The organism is Streptomyces sp. MBT65, from assembly GCF_016612545.1.
In the GTDB taxonomy this organism is placed as follows: Bacteria; Actinomycetota; Actinomycetes; order Streptomycetales; family Streptomycetaceae; genus Streptomyces.
Window position 1 is genome coordinate 90,085 of record NZ_JAENRY010000003.1, and the last position, 19,983, is coordinate 110,067.

At 68.6% G+C, this 19,983-nt stretch carries 18 protein-coding genes, 1 tRNA gene and 1 pseudogene; 10 read left to right on the forward strand and 10 right to left on the reverse strand.

The genetic code is table 11. The features are described 5' to 3' along the window. Positions 1-147: 147 nt before the first annotated feature. Entirely contained in the window at positions 148-1,515 is a 1,368-nt protein-coding gene (locus JHN63_RS02170; RefSeq protein ID WP_234475937.1) for a hypothetical protein, read from the forward strand. 22 nt (positions 1,516-1,537) lie between these two features. Here the strand turns inward: JHN63_RS02170 and JHN63_RS02175 are convergent, their stop codons facing one another. Both JHN63_RS02175 and JHN63_RS02180 read right to left on the reverse strand, forming a co-directional pair. Next, positions 1,538-3,013, reverse strand: coding sequence for a serine/threonine-protein kinase (locus JHN63_RS02175; protein ID WP_200676915.1), 1,476 nt, complete (start codon positions 3,011-3,013; stop codon positions 1,538-1,540). A 130-nt stretch (positions 3,014-3,143) separates the two neighbouring features. Further along, positions 3,144-3,692, reverse strand: coding sequence for a DNA-binding protein (locus tag JHN63_RS02180; protein ID WP_019055167.1), 549 nt, complete (start codon positions 3,690-3,692; stop codon positions 3,144-3,146). Positions 3,693-3,871: 179 nt separating this feature from the next. Here JHN63_RS02180 and JHN63_RS02185 point away from each other — a divergent pair. Continuing rightward, positions 3,872-3,944 (forward strand) — tRNA-Ala (locus JHN63_RS02185). A 434-nt stretch (positions 3,945-4,378) separates the two neighbouring features. On the opposite strand, the gene JHN63_RS02190 is transcribed toward JHN63_RS02185, so the two are convergent. Further along, positions 4,379-5,080, reverse strand: coding sequence for a DUF5324 family protein (locus JHN63_RS02190; protein ID WP_200676916.1), 702 nt, complete (start codon positions 5,078-5,080; stop codon positions 4,379-4,381). Between the two features lie 317 nt (positions 5,081-5,397). Between JHN63_RS02190 and JHN63_RS02195 the strand changes: the two genes are divergently transcribed. Next, positions 5,398-5,925 carry a peptidylprolyl isomerase gene (locus JHN63_RS02195; RefSeq protein ID WP_200676917.1) on the forward strand — a complete coding sequence of 176 codons (528 nt, stop codon included), beginning with the start codon at positions 5,398-5,400 and terminating at the stop codon, positions 5,923-5,925. Positions 5,926-6,029: 104 nt separating this feature from the next. Continuing rightward, on the forward strand, positions 6,030-6,944 hold the full coding sequence (locus JHN63_RS02200; protein WP_200676918.1) for a rhomboid family intramembrane serine protease: 915 nt from the start codon (positions 6,030-6,032) through the stop codon (positions 6,942-6,944). A 295-nt stretch (positions 6,945-7,239) separates the two neighbouring features. Here the strand turns inward: JHN63_RS02200 and crgA are convergent, their stop codons facing one another. Beyond that, positions 7,240-7,494, reverse strand: a complete 255-nt coding sequence (crgA, locus tag JHN63_RS02205; RefSeq protein WP_019073554.1) for a cell division protein CrgA — start codon at positions 7,492-7,494, stop codon at positions 7,240-7,242. Between the two features lie 142 nt (positions 7,495-7,636). On the opposite strand from crgA, the gene JHN63_RS02210 reads away from it, so the two are divergent. Genes JHN63_RS02210 through JHN63_RS02235 form a run of 6 tightly spaced genes read left to right on the forward strand, consistent with a single transcriptional unit; the run spans position 7,637 to position 11,814 of the window. Then, the gene (locus tag JHN63_RS02210; RefSeq protein ID WP_200676919.1) at positions 7,637-8,416 is read left to right on the forward strand and encodes a DUF881 domain-containing protein; all 780 of its coding nucleotides are present in this window, start codon (positions 7,637-7,639) and stop codon (positions 8,414-8,416) included. A gap of 21 nt (positions 8,417-8,437) precedes the next feature. Beyond that, the gene (locus JHN63_RS02215) at positions 8,438-9,124 is read left to right on the forward strand and encodes a class E sortase (RefSeq protein ID WP_200676920.1); all 687 of its coding nucleotides are present in this window, start codon (positions 8,438-8,440) and stop codon (positions 9,122-9,124) included. Positions 9,125-9,128: 4 nt separating this feature from the next. After that, a complete protein-coding gene (locus JHN63_RS02220; protein WP_200676935.1) occupies positions 9,129-9,338 on the forward strand; it encodes a hypothetical protein in 210 nt (69 codons plus the stop codon). Further along, positions 9,335-9,973 (forward strand): aminodeoxychorismate/anthranilate synthase component II, encoded by a 639-nt coding sequence (locus JHN63_RS02225; protein ID WP_200676921.1) that lies wholly within the window; start codon positions 9,335-9,337, stop codon positions 9,971-9,973. The genes JHN63_RS02220 and JHN63_RS02225 overlap by 4 nt, the downstream gene beginning before the upstream one ends. After that, positions 9,970-11,052: a class E sortase gene (locus JHN63_RS02230; RefSeq protein WP_200676922.1), complete on the forward strand. Its 1,083-nt coding sequence runs from the start codon at positions 9,970-9,972 to the stop codon at positions 11,050-11,052. The genes JHN63_RS02225 and JHN63_RS02230 overlap by 4 nt, the downstream gene beginning before the upstream one ends. A gap of 6 nt (positions 11,053-11,058) precedes the next feature. Then, on the forward strand, positions 11,059-11,814 hold the full coding sequence (locus JHN63_RS02235) for a class E sortase (protein WP_200676923.1): 756 nt from the start codon (positions 11,059-11,061) through the stop codon (positions 11,812-11,814). A 118-nt stretch (positions 11,815-11,932) separates the two neighbouring features. Here the strand turns inward: JHN63_RS02235 and pknB are convergent, their stop codons facing one another. The 6 genes and pseudogenes from pknB to JHN63_RS02265 all read right to left on the reverse strand — a co-directional run bounded on the left by pknB (position 11,933) and on the right by JHN63_RS02265 (position 19,931). Next, positions 11,933-13,933 carry a Stk1 family PASTA domain-containing Ser/Thr kinase gene (gene pknB, locus JHN63_RS02240; protein ID WP_200676924.1) on the reverse strand — a complete coding sequence of 667 codons (2,001 nt, stop codon included), beginning with the start codon at positions 13,931-13,933 and terminating at the stop codon, positions 11,933-11,935. Between the two features lie 170 nt (positions 13,934-14,103). Then, positions 14,104-15,591 (reverse strand): penicillin-binding protein 2, encoded by a 1,488-nt coding sequence (locus JHN63_RS02245; protein WP_200676925.1) that lies wholly within the window; start codon positions 15,589-15,591, stop codon positions 14,104-14,106. Continuing rightward, positions 15,588-17,030 (reverse strand): FtsW/RodA/SpoVE family cell cycle protein, encoded by a 1,443-nt coding sequence (locus tag JHN63_RS02250; RefSeq protein WP_200676926.1) that lies wholly within the window; start codon positions 17,028-17,030, stop codon positions 15,588-15,590. Before JHN63_RS02250 ends, JHN63_RS02245 begins: the two co-directional genes overlap by 4 nt. A 30-nt stretch (positions 17,031-17,060) precedes the next feature. Beyond that, positions 17,061-18,623 (reverse strand): Stp1/IreP family PP2C-type Ser/Thr phosphatase, encoded by a 1,563-nt coding sequence (locus JHN63_RS02255; RefSeq protein ID WP_200676934.1) that lies wholly within the window; start codon positions 18,621-18,623, stop codon positions 17,061-17,063. Between the two features lie 91 nt (positions 18,624-18,714). Further along, a complete protein-coding gene (locus JHN63_RS02260; RefSeq protein WP_043675935.1) occupies positions 18,715-19,236 on the reverse strand; it encodes an FHA domain-containing protein in 522 nt (173 codons plus the stop codon). Positions 19,237-19,246: 10 nt separating this feature from the next. Beyond that, a pseudogene (locus tag JHN63_RS02265) lies at positions 19,247-19,931 on the reverse strand (FhaA domain-containing protein). Between the last annotated feature and the right edge of the window lie 52 nt (positions 19,932-19,983).

Here is a 19,983-nt window from a genome sequence, read left to right on the forward strand (position 1 = left end):
GGGGCTTTGTGTTGCGCCCCCGCCGCCGTGCGGGTACGGCCGCCACGACCCGTGCGTTTCGGACGCTCGTACGTATTGCCGGGATGCCACGCGCGCGTGCGGGGCAGGATGGGCCACGTCCGGAGCAACGACGAGGGGTGGCGCGTGATGGGGCGGCGTAGGGCGTGGTGGCGGACGCGGGCACAGGGCGGTCGTACGCCCGTCTCCGGGGCCGTACGACGTGGCGTGGCCCTCGCCGCGGTGCTGTGCGCGACGGTCGCCCTCACGGGCCGGCCCGCCATCGCGGCCGGATCACCCGGCTCCTACGGCTACGACCGCAGCGACCAGGTCGTCGACGCGGCGACCGGCACCGCCGACGCCGCGGAACTGAAGGCCGGTGGGACGTACCGGAGTTCCCTCCCCAAAGGCGCCGGCGTCTACTACGGCCTCGATCTCGACGCCACGTCGAACGCCTACGTGTCCGTGACCGCCGTGCCTCCGGCGGGCACCACGGTCGCCGCCACCGACGGCATCAAGGTGTCGATGCAGAACGCCCAGGGCACCGCCTGCACCCACCGGAGCGCCACCTTCGGCGCGGGCAGGAGCCCCCACCCCGTGGCCGCCTGGGCCGTGCGGGAGGCCGGCAAGATCCTGTGCAAGGGCAGCGGCAAGTACTACGTGTTCGTCCAGCGTGTCGACGCGTCGGACTCCTCGCCGGACACCTGGGGCCTGGAACTCACCGCGGTGTCGGAACCCCCGCCGGCACAGGCCGGCACGACCGGCCCGCCCCAGGACTGGAACTCCGCGTCGCCCGAGGCCGTGACGGGGGAGGCCCGGCGCCGTGCGGGCGGTTCGGGCTTCGCCGGGGCGGTCGCCGTGGGGCAGGGCGTGTGGCGGGACGACCTCGGTCCCGGCCGGACCCTCTTCTACAAAGTGCCGGTCGACTGGGGCCAACAGCTTTCCGTCACCGCCGAGTTGGGCGCCACGGACGGTGGCAGCGGCTATGTGACCCGCGCGCTGGACCTGGCGCTCTACAACCCCGTGCGCGCCTCCGTCGACCAGGCGGGCCTCAGCTACCAGGGCAGCGAGAGATCCGTGGCACTGGACCCCCTGCCGCCCGTCGAGTACCACAACCGCTACTCCGTCGTCGACCACGTGAGCGGGATGCGCTTCGCCGGGGCGTACTACCTCGTCGTGCACCTCGACGCGCAGGTGGCCGACGATTTCGGCCAGGGACCGTTCCCGGTGACGCTGCGCGTACGTGTCGCCGGTACGCCGCACGCGGGTCCCGGGTACGCGGCCGAGCCCGATCCCCGGAACATCTTCGAGGTCACCGCACGGGACCGCGCGGCGGCCGCCGCGGGGGGTGCCGGGAGCATCGGGAGCGCGGGGAGTCCGGGGAGCACCGGGGGAGGCGGCGACACCGCGATGAAGGTGCTCGCGGTGGCCGGGATCGGCGGGGGCAGCGTGCTGCTGGCGACGCTCGGCGTGTGGACGGTGTCGGCCCGGCGCCGGGCCTCGACGACCGCCCATTGACCGCCGCACCGCCCCGCATTGTTCAGATGCGGGTCAGCGCCCAGAACCCCACCGCGTAGCAGGCCAGCGCGAGCAGCAGGATCGGGACCGCCACCTTCGCGGGCGGCCCGGGACGGCGCCGGGCCCGCCTGCCGCGGTGCTGCCCAACCGGCGGCGTCGAGGGCGGAACCTGCGGGACCCGAGCGGTGTATGAAGCAGTAGAGGGATCAGAACGCGGCTGGGGGGAGGACAGGGCATGCGTGAGGTCATGGGGGGACGCGTACACGGGCGGCTGGTACTGGCCGACCTGGTGCGCCTGGACTGGCTGCTGTGCCTCGTCCGCGTGTTCCACCTGTTGTCCGTACGGGGCCCGCGGAGGCGGCAGATGGAAGCTGCCGGTGTCCGACATCGAGGACGGCGGTGGGACAGGAGGGGAAGCCGGCGCTGCCGGGATCGGGGTGGGGGTCGGCTCGGCGGCGATGCCCTGTCGTGGATCCACGGGTACGGAGTCCGTGCCGGGCCAGGCCGAGTCGAGGGCCTGGTCGCCGCTCACGCCGGTGCCGAGGTCGTTCTCGGGTTCGGAGGACCCGGCCGGCGTGGCGGACGTCGTCGCCCCCGTGTCCACCCCGGAGGCCCGCGTCAGCGGCCCCTCGGGCGCGAACCCCGAAGGAAGCGGCCCCACTTGGTCGAAGATCTCGACCAACTCGTCGTCGGGTCCCGGCTCCGGCAGAAGCTCCGCCGCCGCGGCGAGCGCCTTGCGTGCCCCCGTGGCCGTGCGGAAGCGGGCCTGCGGATCGGGCTGCAGCAGCGTCGCCACGACCTGCCACAGCGCCTCGGGAATCCCCTTGGGCGCCCCCGGAGTCCCGTGCTCGGCGAAGTACTGCACCAGCGCCTTGGAGTCCGGCTTGGCCCCCTCCAGCAGATACAGCGCCACCAGTCCTACGGCGAACAGGTCGGCGGGGAAGTCCGGTTCCGCGCCCATCATCTGTTCCGGCGCGAGGTAACCCGGCGTCCCCACCACGAGGTTGGTCTCCGTCAGGCGCGCCTCGCCCAGCCGCATCGCGATGCCGAAGTCGGACAGGCGCAGGCGTGGACGGGCCGTGCCGGTGGCTTCGAGGAGCAGGTTCGCGGGCTTGATGTCCCGGTGCACGACGCCTTCCGCGTGCACCGCGGCGAGACCGGAGAGGAGCTGGTCGAGCAGTGTGCAGACGAACGCGGGGGGCAGGGGACCGTAGTCCCCGATGAGATGGACGAGCGAACCGCCGGCCACCAGGTCCATGGTGAACAGGACCTTGTCGTCGTCGGCGGCCCAACTGGCCGGTGCGAGCACATGGGGGTGGTCGATCCGCAGCGCCTGTTCCCGTACGAAGCGCAGCAGGGAGTGCGCGTCGCTCTGCTGAAGGACCTTGGCGGCGACATAGCGGCGGCGCCGGTGGTCCCAGGCGCGCCAGACCGCGCCGACACCACCGCGCCCGATCGGGTCGACCAGTTCGTACCGGCCGGCGAACACCTCACCCATGGCTGTGCGTCGCTCCTCCCCCTTCGGCTACCCCCGTTGCTTCCCCCGAGACGAGCGATACGACTCCCCCTGGTGGCAGTTGCCGTGTGCCCGGCTGCCGAACCCCCGATCGGCGGCCGGGCCGTGGGGCTCAGCTCTGGTGGGACTGGTAGTGCGCGACCGCGTCGGAGGTGCGGCCGGCGCCGTACACCCGGAGGAACTCTGCCAGTTCGGGGTGGGTCGGCGCGAGGGTGTCCGCCGCGTCGATGATGTCGCCGGCGGCGGCCACCGAGCGCAGCAACGACTGGATCTCGCGGACGACCCGTTTGACCGTGGGCGCTCCCGAACTGCTCGTCGTGGTCGTGGTGTTGCTCAGCACCGAGCCCCCCTGGGACTTCTTGATCTCGTCCATGCGCTCGGTCGCCTCGGCCGCGCTCACGCTGCCGTCCGCGACCTGCCCCGCCAGGTCCTGAAGCAACTGCACCCGCTGCACCACCGCGGGATTGCCGATCTTCGCCCGCTGACCGCTCATCAGCTGGGACAACATCGGTGCGGACAGTCCCAACACCCCCGCGAGACGAGCCTGGTTGAGCCCAAGATCGTCGATGAGCTTACGGAAGAGCGCCCCCAAAGGCTCCCCGTACCAATTCCGCTGCAGCTCCCGCGCTCTGGCGGTGGCTTCCTGCTGTGCGGCGTCCATTGCGTCTCCCCATCGCTTCCCCAAAACCGCGGTTCGCTCTAGCGAACCACGACGAGCATCTTACGGAGAGTGGTCGTTCACCGGGACCCCCAAGTTTTTGCGAGATACCCGGGGTGACCCGGTACGCTGGTCTCCGAAGCTCACCGGTGTGTGGTTCTACCGGTAGGGGCTTCTCTAGCGGGGCCTTAGCTCAGTTGGTAGAGCGCTGTCTTTGCATGGCAGATGTCAGGGGTTCGACTCCCCTAGGCTCCACATCCCGCACCGGCCGGTCGCCCTCAGTGGCGTCCGGCCGGTGCTTCTTTGTGCCCGGGAGGTGACGTGCGTCACGCAAAGGGCGACTCTTCGTTGCAGTTGTTTGCGCAAATATCGGCGTCGGGTGGAGTCCGAGGGGTGCCGCGTCGGTGATCGGCGCGATGTGGCGATGATGTGCCCGCGCGTGCGGGAGGTGTGTGAGCTGGTGTGAATACGGACGCGTAATCAAGGGTGTGCGGTCCGTTAAGGGGGTCTGTGCGCCGCTTGTACACCTGGGCCGTTGCAAACGTCATCGCAGGCAACTTGCGTACATCAAGGAATCAAGGCCGTTCGGGCGCGGCCGCGATGGGCCGGATGTTCCACGTGAAACATCGCCGTGGGGCAGGAGACCCTCAAGTCTCCTGCCCCACGGCGATGTTGAAAGCGTGTCGACGTCAGCGGTGGTCGTCATTCTCCGCGGCCTCGTCCTCGGCCTGCTTGGCCTCGACCTCGGGGTCGAGCAGAGCCTCGGGGCTGCCGTCCACCGAGGTGAGATGCCCCGGCTCGGGCACCTCGGTCGCGGCGGGCGGTTCGACCAGCCAGTCGGGGTTGGCCTGCTTGTCCCACCACTTCCAGGCGGCGAAAGCGCCGCCCGCCAGGATGCCCAGCACCGCCAGCCCCTTCGCGAGACGGCCGGCCCTCGCCCGCCGCTCGTGCTTGCGGACCAGCTTCTGGATGTCCTTGGACGAGACCTGGCCGCGCAGCGCGGCGAGCGCGGCCGCACCGCGCGCGGCGGCCTCGTCCTTGACCGGGCCCGCGGCGGCGACCGCCTGCTCGATCCTCGGCCGTGAGTACTCGGCAGCCTGCTGGGCGGCCTTGCGGGTACGGACGGCGGCTTCCTGGGCGGCCTGGTCGACCTTCGGCGGTACATGGGTGCGGGCCTGTTCCAGGCGGGGCACGACATGGGCGCCGTACTGGACGCGCGCCTGGTCTGCGGCCAGCGACACCTTGGGCGCGAGTCGTACGCGTGCCTCATGGGCGTAGTACGAGGCCCTGTCCTTGGCCGTGTCGGCGTAGGGCGCCACCACTTCCGCGGCGTGCAGCACGCTGTCCTTCGCCGATCCGGTCGCGGAGCGCACGCTGTCGATGCGGGTCACGGGTTCCTCCTCCTCGGTGGCGTACGGTTCTTCGTCTATCCACCCAATTACGGATCATGCCTGCCAGAGGGCTACCGGGCATGTGAGGGCGGGCATCCGGGTCACGATCACGTGCAATACGGATGAATCCGGGGGAACGGGAGCTTGTCGTCGACAATGCCACGGATCCCCGGCCGGTGCCCCTGTCCCGGACCCACTCGGCCGGTTTTCTGCAAGCGGATCCTGTGGAAAGGCCCCGAGAGAAGGTCGTCGGGCGACGCGGCCCGGCGGGCGTGCGAGGATCTGTGAGGTCACCGGAAGACAACGGAAGGCAGCCCGTGGCTGAGCAGCTTTACGCCACCCTGAAGACCAACCTTGGCGACATCGAAGTCCGGCTGCTGCCGAACCACGCGCCCAAGACGGTCAAGAACTTCGTCGAGCTCGCCACGGGCGAGCGTGAGTGGACCAACCCCGAGACCGGTGTGAAGTCCACGGACAAGCTCTACGACGGCACGGTCTTCCACCGGGTGATCAGCGGCTTCATGATTCAGGGCGGGGACCCGCTGGGCAACGGCACGGGTGGCCCCGGCTACCAGTTCGAGGACGAGTTCCACCCGGACCTCCGCTTCGACAAGCCCTACCTGCTGGCCATGGCCAACGCCGGGCCGGGCACCAATGGCTCGCAGTTCTTCGTCACCGTCTCCCCGACGGCCTGGCTGACCCGCAAGCACACGATCTTCGGTGAGGTCACCGACCCGGCGAGCCAGAAGGTCGTGGACACCATCGCGGGCACGAAGACCAACCCGCGCACGGACCGCCCGGTCGAGGACGTCGTCATCGAGTCGGTCGTCGTCGAGACCCGCTAGCTCGCAGGGTCGGGACCGGCACTTACCGCCGGGAACCAAACGCCCCGTTCATCCGTAAGGATGGGCGGGGCGGTGCATTGCGTACGAAGGATTGAGGGGACCCCATGGAACAGGCGCCAGGCAGCCCGCAGGGCCCGGAGGAACAGCGGCCCCAGGATGCCCAGAGCCTGCCGGGCTGCTATCGCCACCCGGACCGGGAGACCGGGGTGCGTTGCACCCGCTGCGAGCGCCCGATCTGCCCCGAGTGCATGGTCAGCGCCTCGGTCGGTTTCCAGTGCCCCAACTGCGTGCGCGAAGGCTCCGGCACGGGGCACGCCCCGACCGCGGCACAGCCCCGCACGATCGCCGGTGGCACGGTGGCGGCGGACCCGCGGCTCGTCACCAAGATCCTGATCGGTCTCTGCGTCGCCTTCTACGTGGTCCAGCTGGCGGTGGGCGACCGCTTCACCGAGCGCCTCGAACTCCTCGGCCAGGCGTACGTCCCGCTCTTCGGCTCCGTCAAGGGCGTCGCCGAGGGTCAGCCGTACCGGCTGCTGACCGCGATGTTCCTGCATGCCAGCCCGATCCACATCATCTTCAACATGCTGAGCCTGTGGTGGCTCGGCGGTCCCTTGGAGGCGGCGCTCGGCCGCGCCCGCTATCTCGCCCTGTACTTCGTCTCGGGTCTCGCGGGCAGCGCCCTCACGTATCTGATCGCCGCTCCGAACCAGCCCTCGCTCGGAGCCTCCGGTGCCATCTTCGGGCTCTTCGGCGCGACCGGGATCCTGATGCGCCGCCTCAACTACGACCTGCGGCCGCTCATCGCCATCCTGGTGATCAACCTGATCTTCACCTTCAACCCGGGCATGAACATCGCCTGGGAAGCCCACATCGGCGGCCTGGTCGCCGGTGTGATCACCGGCTACGCGATGGTCCACGCCCCGCGCGAGCGGCGGGCCCTGATCCAGTACGGCACCTGTGCGGTCGTCCTGGTCGTCGTCGTGGTGTTGACGCTGATCAGGACGGCTCAGCTCAGCTGATATCAAACCGTTGTCCACAGCGTGTGCCGGATCTTGTGCATACCGTGGGGGAACAGCTGTGCCCCCTGTCGCTGACCCGTGTTTATGCAGGTCAGGCAGGGGGCGAACAGGATTGCGGTGGCCGGTGTGTCAGTCACACCGGCGTCAACACCCGGCGGGTTATCCACAGATCGTCGTTCTTTTTCCCCAGGCCCGCTGTGGATACTTCTCTGGCCTGTGGATAACTCAGCGGAAAGCCGTGGGCAGAGCTGCGTTCACCGCGTGGTGGCCGCAGCTTCCACCGCTGGTCAGGCCGCTACTTCCACTGCGTGGAGACGCCGAACCCGGCGGCGATGAAGCCGAAGCCCACCACGATGTTCCAGTTGTCCAGGCTGTCGATGGGCATGGAGCCGTCGGTGACGTAGAAGACGACGATCCAGGCCAGTCCGATGACGAACATGGCCAGCATGACCGGAGCGACCCAGGCACGGCTGTTCAACTTGATGGCGGTCGCCGTCTTCGCCGGCGGCGGCGTGTAGTCGGCCTTCTTGCGGATACGTGACTTCGGCACGAGGGTCTCTCCTGTCGATGCGCTGCGTGGCCGCGCAGGGAACTGGGGCGGGCTCCGGGGCAGCGTACAAGGGGACACTGAGTGCTCCCCCGGGCGTCCGTTAGCGTAGTGCTTCCGCGGCGCCGAAGGAGATAAGGGTACGTTGAGCAATTCTGCCGACTCCCCCGGGACGGGTACCAGTCCTGCCGGTATCCGCCGTTTCCGTCCCGTGCGGATTCTCACGGTGGCCGTCTTCGCCCTCGCGGGGCTCATCTTCTTCACCAGTTTCAACACGGCCAAGGGCACCAACATCCGCACGGACGCCTCCTTGCTGAAGCTGTCCGACCTCATCCAGACCCGCAGCCAGAAGAACGGCCGGCTGAACGACGCCAACGGGGTCCTGCGCGACGAGGTCGACTCCCTCCGAAAGGAGGACGACGCCGGCACGGGTGCCGACGGCAAGAAGCTCGCGGCGCTGGAGAAGACCGCGGGCGCGCAGCCGCTCAAGGGCAAGGCCGTCACCGTCACCCTCAACGACGCCCCGCCGAACGCCACCGCCAAGCTCCCCGGCTACCCTGAGCCGCAGCCCGACTACCTCGTCATCCACCAGCAGGACCTCCAGGCCGTGGTGAACGCCCTGTGGCAGGGCGGCGCCCAGGGCATCAAGGTCATGGACCAGCGCCTGATCTCGACCAGCGCCGTGCGCTGCGTCGGCAACACCCTGATCCTCCAGGGCCGGGTCTACTCACCGCCGTACAAGATCACGGCCGTAGGGGACCCGGGGAAGCTCCAGCAGGCGTTGACGGCGTCCAAGGCGATTCAGAACTACATGGTGTACGTCGATGTCTACGGGCTCGGGTGGAAAGTGACCGACGACGGGACGGTGACTCTTCCCGGGTACTCGGGCACAGTGGATCTGCACTACGCGAAGCCAGTGGAGTAGGCGTCCGTACGGGAGCTGCCGGTGCGCGTGATCGTCAGGAGCGTCAGCGAACTCTGCATCACCGTCGGCACCCTGATCGTCCTCTTCGTGGTCTACGTCCTCTTCTGGACCGGTGTGAAGGCCGACCACACGATGAGCGACCAGATCCACCAGTTGCAGGACCAGTGGTCGCGGCAGACCGCCCGCCCGAAGACGTCCGCCGCACCCTCGCCCGCACCGGCGAAACCGGCCGCCTACAAGGACGGCAAGCCCTTCGCGATCATGTACATCCCGCGGCTTGGTTTCACGTGGAACAAGCCCGTTCTCGAGGACACCGACGTCAGCACCCTCAAGAAGGGGCTCGGTCACTACGCCGGCACCGCGCGGCTCGGGCAGGTCGGGAACTTCGCGGTGGCCGGGCACCGGCGGACGTACGGCAACCCCTTCGTGAACTTTCCGAAGCTGCGTGTGGGTGACGCGGTGGTGCTGACGGACGGGACCACCTGGTTCACGTATCGGATCGACAAAGGGCCTTACAAAACAGTGCCCACCGACATTGAGGTGATCGATCCTGTGCCACGTAAGTCCGGGTACACGGCCTCGGGCCGCTATCTCACGCTGACCACGTGCGATCCGGAGTGGGGGCACAGCCACCGGCTGATCGTCTGGGCCCATCTCGACTCCACACAGCCTGTGGAGGCCGGGAGACCAGCCGCGCTGCGCCGTTAGTCTGGTGACGTACGGCGTGAGTCCGGTGCCGTGGCGCGACGGAAGGGACGGCATGTACGGCTGGATCTGGCGGCATCTGCCGGGGAACGCGTGGGTGAGGGCGCTGATTTCGCTTGTCCTGGCCCTGGCCGTTGTCTACATCCTCTTCCAGTACGTCTTCCCGTGGGCCGAACCGCTGCTGCCCTTCAACGATGTGACGGTGGACAACCAGTGAGCGCACGGATTCTCGTCGTCGACAACTACGACAGCTTCGTCTTCAACCTGGTCCAGTACCTGTACCAGCTGGGCGCCGAGTGCGAGGTGCTGCGCAACGACGAGGTGTCGACGGCGCACGCCCAGGACGGCTTCGACGGCGTCCTCCTCTCGCCGGGCCCCGGCACCCCCGAGGAGGCCGGCGTCTGCATCGAGATGGTGCGGCACTGCGCCTCGACCGGAGTGCCCGTCTTCGGCGTCTGCCTCGGCATGCAGTCGATGCAGGTGGCCTACGGCGGTGTCGTGGACCGCGCCCCCGAACTGCTGCACGGCAAGACCTCGCTCGTCGAGCACGAGGGCAGGGGCGTCTTCGCCGGACTGCCCTCGCCCTTCACGGCGACCCGCTACCACTCGCTGGCGGCCGAGCCGGGCACGGTCCCGGCCGAGCTCGAAGTCACCGCACGGACGCACGACGGCATCATCATGGGCCTGCGTCACCGCCGACTGCCCGTCGAGGGCGTCCAGTTCCACCCGGAGTCGGTGCTCACCGAGCACGGGCACCGGATGCTGGCGAACTGGCTGGTGGAGTGCGGCGACCAGGGTGCCGTGGCGAGGTCGGCGGGGCTCGCCCCGGTGGTGGGCAGGGCCACGGCGTGACCGCGCTGCGCCCCGAGCGCGAGTCCGAGGCCCCGTACGGGGAGCAGGCGTACGGGGAGCAGGGCGGGTTCGAGCAGTGGCACGGCGCGCAGGCACAGGGCGCGCCCGGGGTGCCGTACGGTCCGATCGACGAAGAGACCGTCGCGCTGCGGATAGCCGACCTCTCGCCGGAGCGGACGGGCCACGGCCGGTCCATATCGGCCTCTGACGCCTCATCCGCCTCCTCCGCCACAGGAACCCCCACGGGCGGCCGTGCGGCCCGCAGAAAGGCCGCCAAGGGGCGGCACGGGCGTCATGGGGCCGCTGGGGCGGCCGAGGAGTCCGCGGAGAGTGCCGAGAACGCGGCGCCGGGCGCGGGCGCGCCCCTCTCGCGCGTCGAGGCGCGGCGCCGGCAGCGGGCGAACAAGCCGGGGCCCGCGGTCGTCGCGAGCCGGGCCATCGGCGAGGTGTTCATCACCACCGGCGTGCTGATGCTGCTGTTCGTCACCTACCAGTTGTGGTGGACGAACGTACGGGCGCACGCGCAGGCCGGCAGCGAGGCGAGCCAGCTCCAGAACGACTGGGCGAGCGGGAAGCGCGCTCCGGGGGAGTTCTCGCCGGGGCAGGGCTTCGCCATCCTGCACATCCCCAAGCTGGACGTGGTGGCGCCGATCGCCGAGGGCGTCAGCAACAAGAAGGTGCTCGACAAGGGGATGGTCGGGCACTACAGCGAGGGCGCCCTCAAGACCGCGATGCCGGACGCGAAGACCGGCAACTTCGCGCTCGCCGCGCACCGCAACACCCACGGCGAACCGTTCCGGTACATCAACCAGCTCAAGCCGGGCGACGAGGTCGTCGTGGAGACCCAGACCACGTACTACGTCTACAAGATGACGAAGACGCTGCCTGTGACGGCGCCGAGCAACACCAGCGTCATCGACCCCATCCCCAAGGGCTCGGGTTTCACCAAGCCCGGCCGCTACATCACGCTGACGACCTGTACGCCGGAGTTCACCAGCAAGTACCGGCTGATCGTCTGGGGCAAGATGGTCGAGGAACGGCCGCGCAGCAAGGGCAAGCCGGATGCGCTCATCGAGTAGGGGCAGATGAACGTGGCAGCGACCACCGACGACACCGAAGAGCAGACCGACACGCCTGCGTCACCCCCGGACCGCCCCCGTGGCGCAGGACCGGTCGCGACCGCGGTCAGCGTCTTCGGTGAACTCCTCATCACGGCGGGCCTGATCCTCGGGTTGTTCGTCGTCTACTCCTTGTGGTGGACCAACGTCGTCGCCGACCGCACGGCCGACAAGCAGGGCGACAAGGTCAGGAACAACTGGTCCAAGGACAAGGACAGCGGTCCGGGGGCGCTCGACACCAAGGACGGCATCGGCTTCCTGCACGTGCCCGCGATGAAGAACGGCGAGGTCCTGGTCGAGAAGGGCACCGAGACGAGCGTCCTGAACGACGGCGTCGCCGGCTACTACACCGACCCCGTCAAGGCCGCCCTCCCCACCACCGGCAAGACCGGGAACTTCACCCTCGCCGCCCACCGCGACGGCCACGGCGCCAAGTTCCACAACATCGACAAGCTCAAGAAGGGCGACCCGATCGTCTTCGAGACGAAGGACGAGTGGTACGTCTACAAGGTCTACGACATCCTTCCCGAGACCTCGAAGTACAACGTGAAGACCCTCGCCCAGATCCCCGTGGAGTCCGGCAAGAAGAAGGCCGGCCACTACATCACGCTGACGACCTGCACGCCGGTGTACACCTCCCGGTACCGATACGTGGTGTGGGGCGAGCTGGTCCGCGTCGACAAGGTGGACAGCGCGCGGACACCGCCGAAGGAACTGCGCTGAGACCCACGGCGTAGACCCGCGGCATGACACCACCGACGGCATGAGACCCACGGCATGACGGAGCCCCGGCCCCCTTCTCGGGGTGCCGGGGCTCCGTCGTCCGTCCGTGCGGTGCCGCTTATCCGGAGTTGCCGCCGAAGAAGCCGCCGCCGTTGTTGTTCCCGCCGTTGTTGTTGTTGGTGCCCAGGGTGGTGAGGGTGATCGTCGTGTTGTCCGGGTCGACCGTGTTGCCCGCGCCCGGGTCGATCTGGGTCACGAACGCGTTGTCGCCCTGATCGCTGCCGTCGGCGAACTGGATGTTGTCGAAGCCGTTCTGCTGCAGGATCTGCTTGGCGTTCTTCACGGTCTGGCCCACGACGTTCGGGACCTGGGTCTGCGTCGACTTGCCGATCTGGATGTTGACCGAGGAGTTCTTGTCCACCTGGCTGTTGGCCTGCGGATCGGTCGAGACGACCTTGCCGACGAGGTTGGAGTCGTCGGTGTCCACCTCGGTGCAGTTGCCGACCAGGTTGTTGGCGGTCATCTGCGCCTTGGCCTCGTCACAGGTCTTGCCCGTGACGTCCGGGACCGTGGACTTCTCCTCGGCCTTGGCGACGGTCAGGGTGATCGTGGTGCCCTTCTGCACCTCGGCGCCGAGCTTCGGGTTCTGCTCCAGGACGGTGCCCGGGTCCTCCCCGGAGACCTTCTGCTGGGTCTTCACCTTGAACTGGTACTTGTCGCCCTCGAGCGTCGTGGTGGCGTCGTCGACGTTCTGGCCGAGGACACTCGGTACGACGACCTTCGGCGCCCCGGTCGAGACCACCAGGCTGATGGTGTCGTTCTTCTTGACGTCGTCGCCGGCCGCCGGGTTCTGCGAACAGACGCTGCCCTTCGGGGCGTTCTCGCAGGCCTTGCGGGTGGGCTCGGCCAGTTTCAGACCGGAGTTGACGGCCATGGTCTTGGCCGTGTCGTAGGTCTGGCCGACGAAGTTCGGAGCCGCGAACGGTTTGTCCGCGCCGCCCTTCCCGCTGAACGCCCACTTCCCGATCAGGATCGCGCCCACCAGGACCAGTACCGCCGCCACGACCAGCAGGATCGTCGAGGTGTTCGTCTTCTTCTTCTGCTGCTGGCGTCGGCGGTCGGGGCGGTCGTCGTAGCCGAAGCCGCCGTCGTCCGGATTCATGGGGGGCAGCATCGTCGTGGCGCCGGCCCCGGCGTCCGAGCGCAGTGCCGTGGTCGCCTGGTCGTCGCCGTAACCGCCGTAGCCGACCGAACCCAGCGCCGCCGTCGCCGCGACCGGCTGACCGTCGAGGCAGGCCTCGATGTCGATGCGCATGTCGTCGGCGGACTGGTAGCGGTAGTTGGGGTCCTTGACCAGGGCCCGCAGGACGATCGCGTCCATCTCGGGCGTGATCTCGGGGTCGAAGACCGACGGCGGCTGCGGCTCCTCGCGTACGTGCTGGTACGCGACCGCGACCGGGGAGTCGCCCACGAACGGCGGGCGTACGGTCAGCAGTTCGTAGAGGAGGCAGCCCGTCGAGTAGAGGTCCGAGCGGGCGTCGACCTGCTCGCCCTTCGCCTGCTCCGGGGAGAGGTACTGGGCGGTGCCGATGACCGCGGACGTCTGCGTCATCGTCATCCCGGAGTCGCCCATCGCGCGGGCGATGCCGAAGTCCATCACCTTGACCTGGCCGGTGCGCGTCAGCATGACGTTGGCCGGCTTGATGTCGCGGTGGACGATGCCGTTGCGGTGCGAGTACTCCAGGGCCTGGAGGATGCCGATGGTCATCTCCATGGAGCGCTCCGGCAGCAGCTTGCGGCCGCTGTGGAGGAGCTCACGGAGGGTGGAACCGTCGACGTACTCCATGACGATGTACGGGATCGAGACCCCGTCGACGTAGTCCTCGCCCGTGTCGTAGACCGCGACGATCGCGGGATGGTTGAGCGAGGCGGCCGACTGGGCCTCCCGGCGGAACCGGGCCTGGAAGGAAGGGTCGCGCGCAAGGTCGACGCGCAGCGTCTTCACCGCCACCGTGCGGCCGAGGCGTGTGTCATGGGCGAGGTAGACCTCCGCCATGCCACCACGGCCGAGCACGTGGCCCAGCTCGTACCGGCCGCCGAGGCGACGCGGCTCTTCCATAGTTCCCTACCAGCCCTCTCCGTCGGTCCCGACCCGCACGGATGTGCGGTCGGAGGCTAGCCGTCCGGGCCTACCGTACCCGGCTGGCTCTGTGTGACCTGGCCAAGCCCGTCACCCGATACAGGACCGGTATCCCAACGTGCACCGATGTGAAGGGGACGTGAGCGGGGTCACTTCTTGCTGTCGATGACCGCCTCCATCACGCTCTTCGCGATGGGGGCCGCGAGGCCGCCGCCGGAGATGTCGTCACGGTTGGCGCTGGAGTCCTCGATGACCACGGCCACGGCCACCGGCGAACTGCCGTCGGCGAGCTTGGCGTAGGAGACGAACCAGGCGTACGGGTTCTCGCTGTTGTCGACACCGTGCTGGGCGGTACCGGTCTTGCCGCCGACGGTGACGCCGTCGATCTGCGCGTTCTTGCCGGTGCCCTCCTTGACGACGGTCTCCATCATCGACTGCAGGATCTGCGCGTTCTTCGAGGAGAGCGGCTGGCTCAGCTCCTGCGGCTCGGTCTGCGCGATGGTGTCGACGTTCGAGGACTGGAGCTTGTCGACCATGTACGGCTTCATCAGCTTGCCGTCGTTGGCGACCGCGGAGGCGACCATGGCCATCTGGAGCGGGGTCGCCGCGGTGTTGAACTGGCCGATCGAGGAGAGCGCGGTCTGCGAGGAGTTCATGTTGTCGGAGAAGACCGACGAGCTGGAACGGACCGGGGTGAACTGCTCGGAGTCGAAGCCGAACTTCTTCGCCTCGGCCAGCATCTTGTCGTTGCCGAGGTCCGAGCCGATCTTGCCGAAGACGGTGTTGCAGGAGTACTGCAGCGCGACGCGCATGGTCGCGTTCTTGCAGGGGATGTTGCCCTCGTTCTTCAGCTCGGTCGTGGTGCCCTTCATGATGTAGGGCAGCGGCGAGTCGGTCGCCGTGTCGGCGGACGAGTACAGGTTGTTCTCCAGCGCCGCGGCCGCGGTGACCACCTTGAAGGTGGAGCCCGGCGGGTAGGTCTCGCGCAGCGCCCGGTTGAGCATCGGGTCGTCCGGGTCGTACTTCTTCTGGAGCTTCTGCCAGGCCTTGGAGTCCGTGGAGGTGGAGTTCCCGGCGAACGACGAGGGGTCGTACGACGGGTAGGACGCCAGCGCCAGGATCTTGCCGGTGGACGGGTCGAGGGCGACGACCGCGCCCTTGCCGCCCTGCTTCGTCAGACCGCTCCACGCGGCCTTCTGCGCGGCCGCGTTGAGGGTGGTGACGACATCGCCGCCGGACTTCTGCTTGCCGGTGATCATGTCGAGGGTGTTGCGGAAGAAGAGCCGGTCGTCGGTGCCGGAGAGGATGCCGTCCTCGATGGACTCCAGCTGGTTGGCGCCGAAGGCCTGCGAGGCGTATCCCGTGACCGGCGCCCACATCGCGCCGTTCTTGTACGTGCGCTTGTACTTCAGGTCGTTCAGCCCGGAGGTGCTGGTCTGGGTGGAGCCGGTGATCGGGCTGCCGTCGACGATGATGTCGCCGCGCGGGGTGGAGTAGCGCGCGATGGTGACCCGGCGGTTCTTCGGGTCGTCCTTGAGGCTGTCGGTCTTGACGTACTGGAGCCAGTTGTCGCGCAACAGCAGGGTGAGGACCAGGAGGCCGCAGAAGAGCGCGATCCGGCGCAGGGGCTTGTTCATGACGGGCGGACCACCTGGGTCATCTCGGCGTCGGGACTGGGTGCGGGCGCGGGCGCCGGTCTGCGGGCGGTGTCGCTGATCCGGATCAGGATGCCGATGAGGGCCCAGTTGGCCAGCACGGAGGAACCGCCGTAGGCCATGAACGGCATGGTCATACCGGTCAGCGGGATGAGGCCCATGACACCGCCGGCCACCACGAAGACCTGGAGCGCGAAGGCGCCGGACAGGCCGACGGCGAGCAGCTTGCCGAACGGGTCGCGGGCGGCCAGCGCGGTGCGTACGCCGCGCTCCACGATCAGGCCGTAGATCAGCAGGATCGCCATGATGCCGGCCAGGCCCAGTTCCTCGCCGAAGGTGGCGAGGATGAAGTCGGAGTTGGCGGCGAACCGGATCAGGTCGGAGTGGCCCTGGCCCAGGCCGCTGCCGAGGGTGCCGCCGGAGCCGAAGGCCCACAGCGCCTGCATCGACTGCTCGGAGTGGCCGGCCGCGCCCGCCTGGCTGAGCTTGTACTCCTTCATCGGGTCCAGCCAGGCCTGGACACGCTGCTGGACGTGCGGTTCGAACGTGGCCACACCGACCGCGCCGGCCGCGGACATCAGCAGACCGAAGACGATCCAGCTGGTCCGCTCGGTGGCGACGTACAGCATGATGATGAACATTCCGAAGAACAGCAGCGAGGTGCCGAGGTCCGTCTCGAAGACCAGGATTAGGATCGAGATGAACCAGACGACCAGGATCGGGCCGAGGTCGCGACCGCGCGGCAGGTACAGGCCCATGAAACGGCGGCTGGCCAGGGCGAGCGCGTCGCGCTTCACCATCAGGTAGCCGGCGAAGAAGACGGCGAGGGCGATCTTCGCGAACTCACCGGGCTGAAGAGAGCCGAGTCCGGGGATCTTGATCCAGATCTTGGCGCCGTAGATGTTGGCCCCGAGGCCGGGCACCAGCGGCAGCAGGAGCAGCACCAGGGCCGCGAACATCGAGATGTACGTGTAGCGCTGAAGGACGCGGTGGTCCTTGAGGAAGATCAGCACGACGACGAAGAACGCGATGCCCAGCGCGGTGTACAGCAGTTGCCGCGGTGCCGCGTTGCCCGCCTGGCCGATGGACTGGAGCAGCTTCGACTGGTCGAGGCGCCAGATGACGACGAGCCCCAGGCCGTTGAGCAGCGTGGCCAGCGGCAGCAGCAGCGGGTCCGCGTACGGCGCGAACTTGCGCACGCCCAGATGCGCGACGCCGGCCAGCAGGCCGAGGCCCAGGCCGTAACTCAGCAGCCCGGTCGGCACCTTGTCGTCGATGGCCAGGCCCACGTTGGCGTAGGCGAAGACCGGGATGACGACCGCGAACAGCAGCAGCGCCAGCTCGGTGTTGCGCCGGCTCGGTGCGCCGATGGAGCCGATCGTGGACGTGTGGTGCGACGGCGTGTTGGTTGAACTGCTCATCGTGTGACGGGGCCTCTCACGGCTTGCCTGTTACTTGCTGCACTGCGAGACGACCTGCTGCTCTTCCTCCGAAAGGCTGGGACCGGGGCTGGGAGTCGCAGACGGGGTCGGGGACGGGGACGTCGAGGTCGAGGCCGAAGGATTCGGCTTCGGCGTGGCCTTGGACGTGAGGGAGGTGCTGGTGGTTCCCGTGGTGCCACCGGCCTGGCCCGAGCCCGGCTTGGAAGTCGTCTTCGCGGCGGTCTCGCGCTGGGACTCCTTCTTGCACGCGGAGGCCTGCACCGCCAGATCGGCGATCTTCTTCTGGGCGTCCTGGAGACCACCCTCGGCGATCGTCGCCTTGACCTGCTTCTGCTGATACGGCGGCAGGTACTTGAGTTCGATGTCGGGGTGGTCCTTCTCCACCTTCGACAGCGAGACCCAGGCGAGGTCCTGGCTGATGCCCCGGTACAGCGCCACGTGCTCGCCGTTGGCGCCGACGAAGTACTGCGTCTGCGTCCAGCGCCAACCGCCGTACAGGCCACCGCCGATGACGGCGAGCGCGAGCACCGTGTAGAAGGATCTCTTGAACCACTTGCGGCCCTTGGAGGGCTTCACGAAGTCGTCGTCCGTGTAGTCCCCGAAGCTGCCCTCGGGGACGTAACCGGTGGTGTCGCCGGAGCCGGGCGGGCCGAACTCGCCACCGCCGCCGCCCTGTCCGGGCACCTGGCGGCCGAGCCCGGAGGCGCGGCCGGCCGGAGTCTGCATGATGTTGTTGTCGTGCAGGTGGAGCTGGTTCTCGGCGACCGCGCCGACGATCACCGGGGTGTCCGAGAGCTGCGCGGCGAGGGTGTCGCCGGTGTCGAGGTCCAGGACGTCGGCGATGATCACCGTGATGTTGTCGGGGCCGCCGCCGCGCAGCGCGAGCTGGATCAGCTCCTGCACGGTCTCCTGGGGGCCCTGGTAGCTGGCGAGGGTGTCTTCCATCGTCTGGTGGGAGACGACGCCCGACAGCCCGTCGGAACAGATCAAGTACCGGTCGCCGGCGCGGACTTCACGGATCGACAGGTCCGGCTCGACGTGGTCGCCGCTGCCGAGCGCGCGCATGAGGAGCGCGCGCTGCGGGTGCGTGGTGGCCTCTTCCTCGGTGATCCGGCCCTCGTCGACCAGCCGCTGCACCCACGTGTGGTCCTGGGTGATCTGGGTCAGCACGCCGTCGCGCAGCAAGTAGGCGCGGGAGTCGCCGACATGGACGAGGCCGAGCCGCTGCCCGGTCCACAGCAGGGCGGTCAGGGTCGTGCCCATGCCCTCCAGCTGTGGATCCTCCTCGACCATCATCCGCAACTGGTCGTTGGCCCGCTGCACGGCGGTGCCGAGCGAGGTGAGGATGTCGGAGCCCGGCACGTCGTCGTCGAGCGAGACGATGGTCGAGATCACCTCGGAGGAGGCGACCTCACCGGCGGCCTGGCCGCCCATCCCGTCGGCGATCGCGAGGAGACGTGGACCGGCGTAGCCGGAGTCCTCGTTGCCCTCGCGGATCATGCCTTTGTGCGATCCGGCGGCGAAGCGCAGTGACAGACTCATGCGCACCTCGCCCGTCGGCTCCGGGTACATCCGCACGGTGCCCACCCTCCGGTCGGGAGCGCGCCGGGGTCCGCTAGGCGGTCCGCCGCTGCGTGCTCGCTCCGCTCGCTCATTGTCTGTACTACTTCCGCAGCTCGATGACGGTCTTGCCGATGCGGATCGGCGCGCCCAGCGGAATCGGTGTGGGGGTCGTCAGCCGGGACCGGTCCAGGTACGTGCCGTTCGTGGATCCGAGGTCCTCGACGATCCACTGGCCGTCGCGGTCCGGGTAGATCCTGGCATGGCGGCTGGATGCGTAGTCGTCGTCCAGCACGATCGTCGAATCGTGCGCCCGGCCCAGGGTGATGGTCTGGCCCTGGAGGGCGACGGTGGTGCCGGTGAGAATTCCCTCACTGACGACGAGTTTGGTGGGGGCGTTACGGCGCTGCCGGCCGCCCCCGCTCGGCTGTTGCTGGCGCTGTTGCGGAGGCGCCGCCTGCCGGGCGGCCTGTTGCTGCGGCCGTCCCGCGTCCCGTCGCGAGCCGCGCTGAGTGACACGCGTTCCGAACAGGTCGCTGCGGATGACCTGCACGGCCACGATCACGAACAGCCACAGTACGGCCAGGAAACCCAGCCGCATGACCGTGAGGGTCAGCTCTGACATTGCCCCCGCTTCACCCTTCGGCTTGCCGGTAAATGATGGTGGTGCTGCCCACGACGATCCGCGAGCCGTCGCGGAGCGTAGCGCGGGTGGTGTGCTGCCCGTCCACCACGATGCCGTTGGTGGACCCGAGATCCTGGATCGTCGAGGGCGTTCCGGTCCGGATCTCACAGTGCCGGCGGGATACGCCGGGGTCGTCGATCCGCACGTCGGCTTCGGTGCTGCGGCCCATCACCAACGTCGCGCGGGAGATCTGATGGCGGGCGCCGTTGATCTCCACCCAGTACCGCATCCGCACCCCGGCGGCCGGGGTGCGGATTGGTGGAGGAGGCGAGCGTACGGCTGCGCACCCGGTACAGACCGGTGTCGAGGTCGTCCGCCTTCTCCAGGTGGACCTTGATGGGTCCCATGAAGGTGTAGCGCTGCTGCTTGGCGTAGTCGCGCACCATCCCGGCGAGCTCGTCACCGAGCTGGCCGGAGTAGGGGCTGAGCCGCTCGAAGTCCGGCGTGCTCAGCTCGACGATGAAGTCGTTGGGTACGACGGTCCGGTCGCGGTTCCAGATCGTCGCGTTGTTGTCGCACTCCCGCTGGAGCGCGCCGGCGATCTCGACGGGCTGGACCTCGGACTTGAACACCTTGGCGAAGGTGCCGTTGACCAGACCTTCGAGGCGTTGCTCGAACTTCTTCAGGACTCCCATGGGGCACCTCCTCCGTCGTCGCCGCACTGGCTGTCGTACCGACCGCCGTGCC

Coding starts and splice junctions, on each gene's coding strand:
- JHN63_RS02245 (WP_200676925.1), bottom strand. CDS start 15,591: ATGAACAAGCCCCTGCGCCGGATCGCGCTCTTCTGCGGCCTCCTGGTC.
- JHN63_RS02170 (WP_234475937.1), top strand. CDS start 148: ATGGGGCGGCGTAGGGCGTGGTGGCGGACGCGGGCACAGGGCGGTCGT.
- JHN63_RS02175 (WP_200676915.1), bottom strand. CDS start 3,013: ATGGGTGAGGTGTTCGCCGGCCGGTACGAACTGGTCGACCCGATCGGG.
- JHN63_RS02235 (WP_200676923.1), top strand. CDS start 11,059: ATGAACGTGGCAGCGACCACCGACGACACCGAAGAGCAGACCGACACG.
- JHN63_RS02180 (WP_019055167.1), bottom strand. CDS start 3,692: ATGGACGCCGCACAGCAGGAAGCCACCGCCAGAGCGCGGGAGCTGCAG.
- JHN63_RS02260 (WP_043675935.1), bottom strand. CDS start 19,236: ATGTCAGAGCTGACCCTCACGGTCATGCGGCTGGGTTTCCTGGCCGTA.
- JHN63_RS02255 (WP_200676934.1), bottom strand. CDS start 18,623: ATGTACCCGGAGCCGACGGGCGAGGTGCGCATGAGTCTGTCACTGCGC.
- JHN63_RS02250 (WP_200676926.1), bottom strand. CDS start 17,030: ATGAGCAGTTCAACCAACACGCCGTCGCACCACACGTCCACGATCGGC.
- pknB (WP_200676924.1), bottom strand. CDS start 13,933: ATGGAAGAGCCGCGTCGCCTCGGCGGCCGGTACGAGCTGGGCCACGTG.
- JHN63_RS02200 (WP_200676918.1), top strand. CDS start 6,030: ATGGAACAGGCGCCAGGCAGCCCGCAGGGCCCGGAGGAACAGCGGCCC.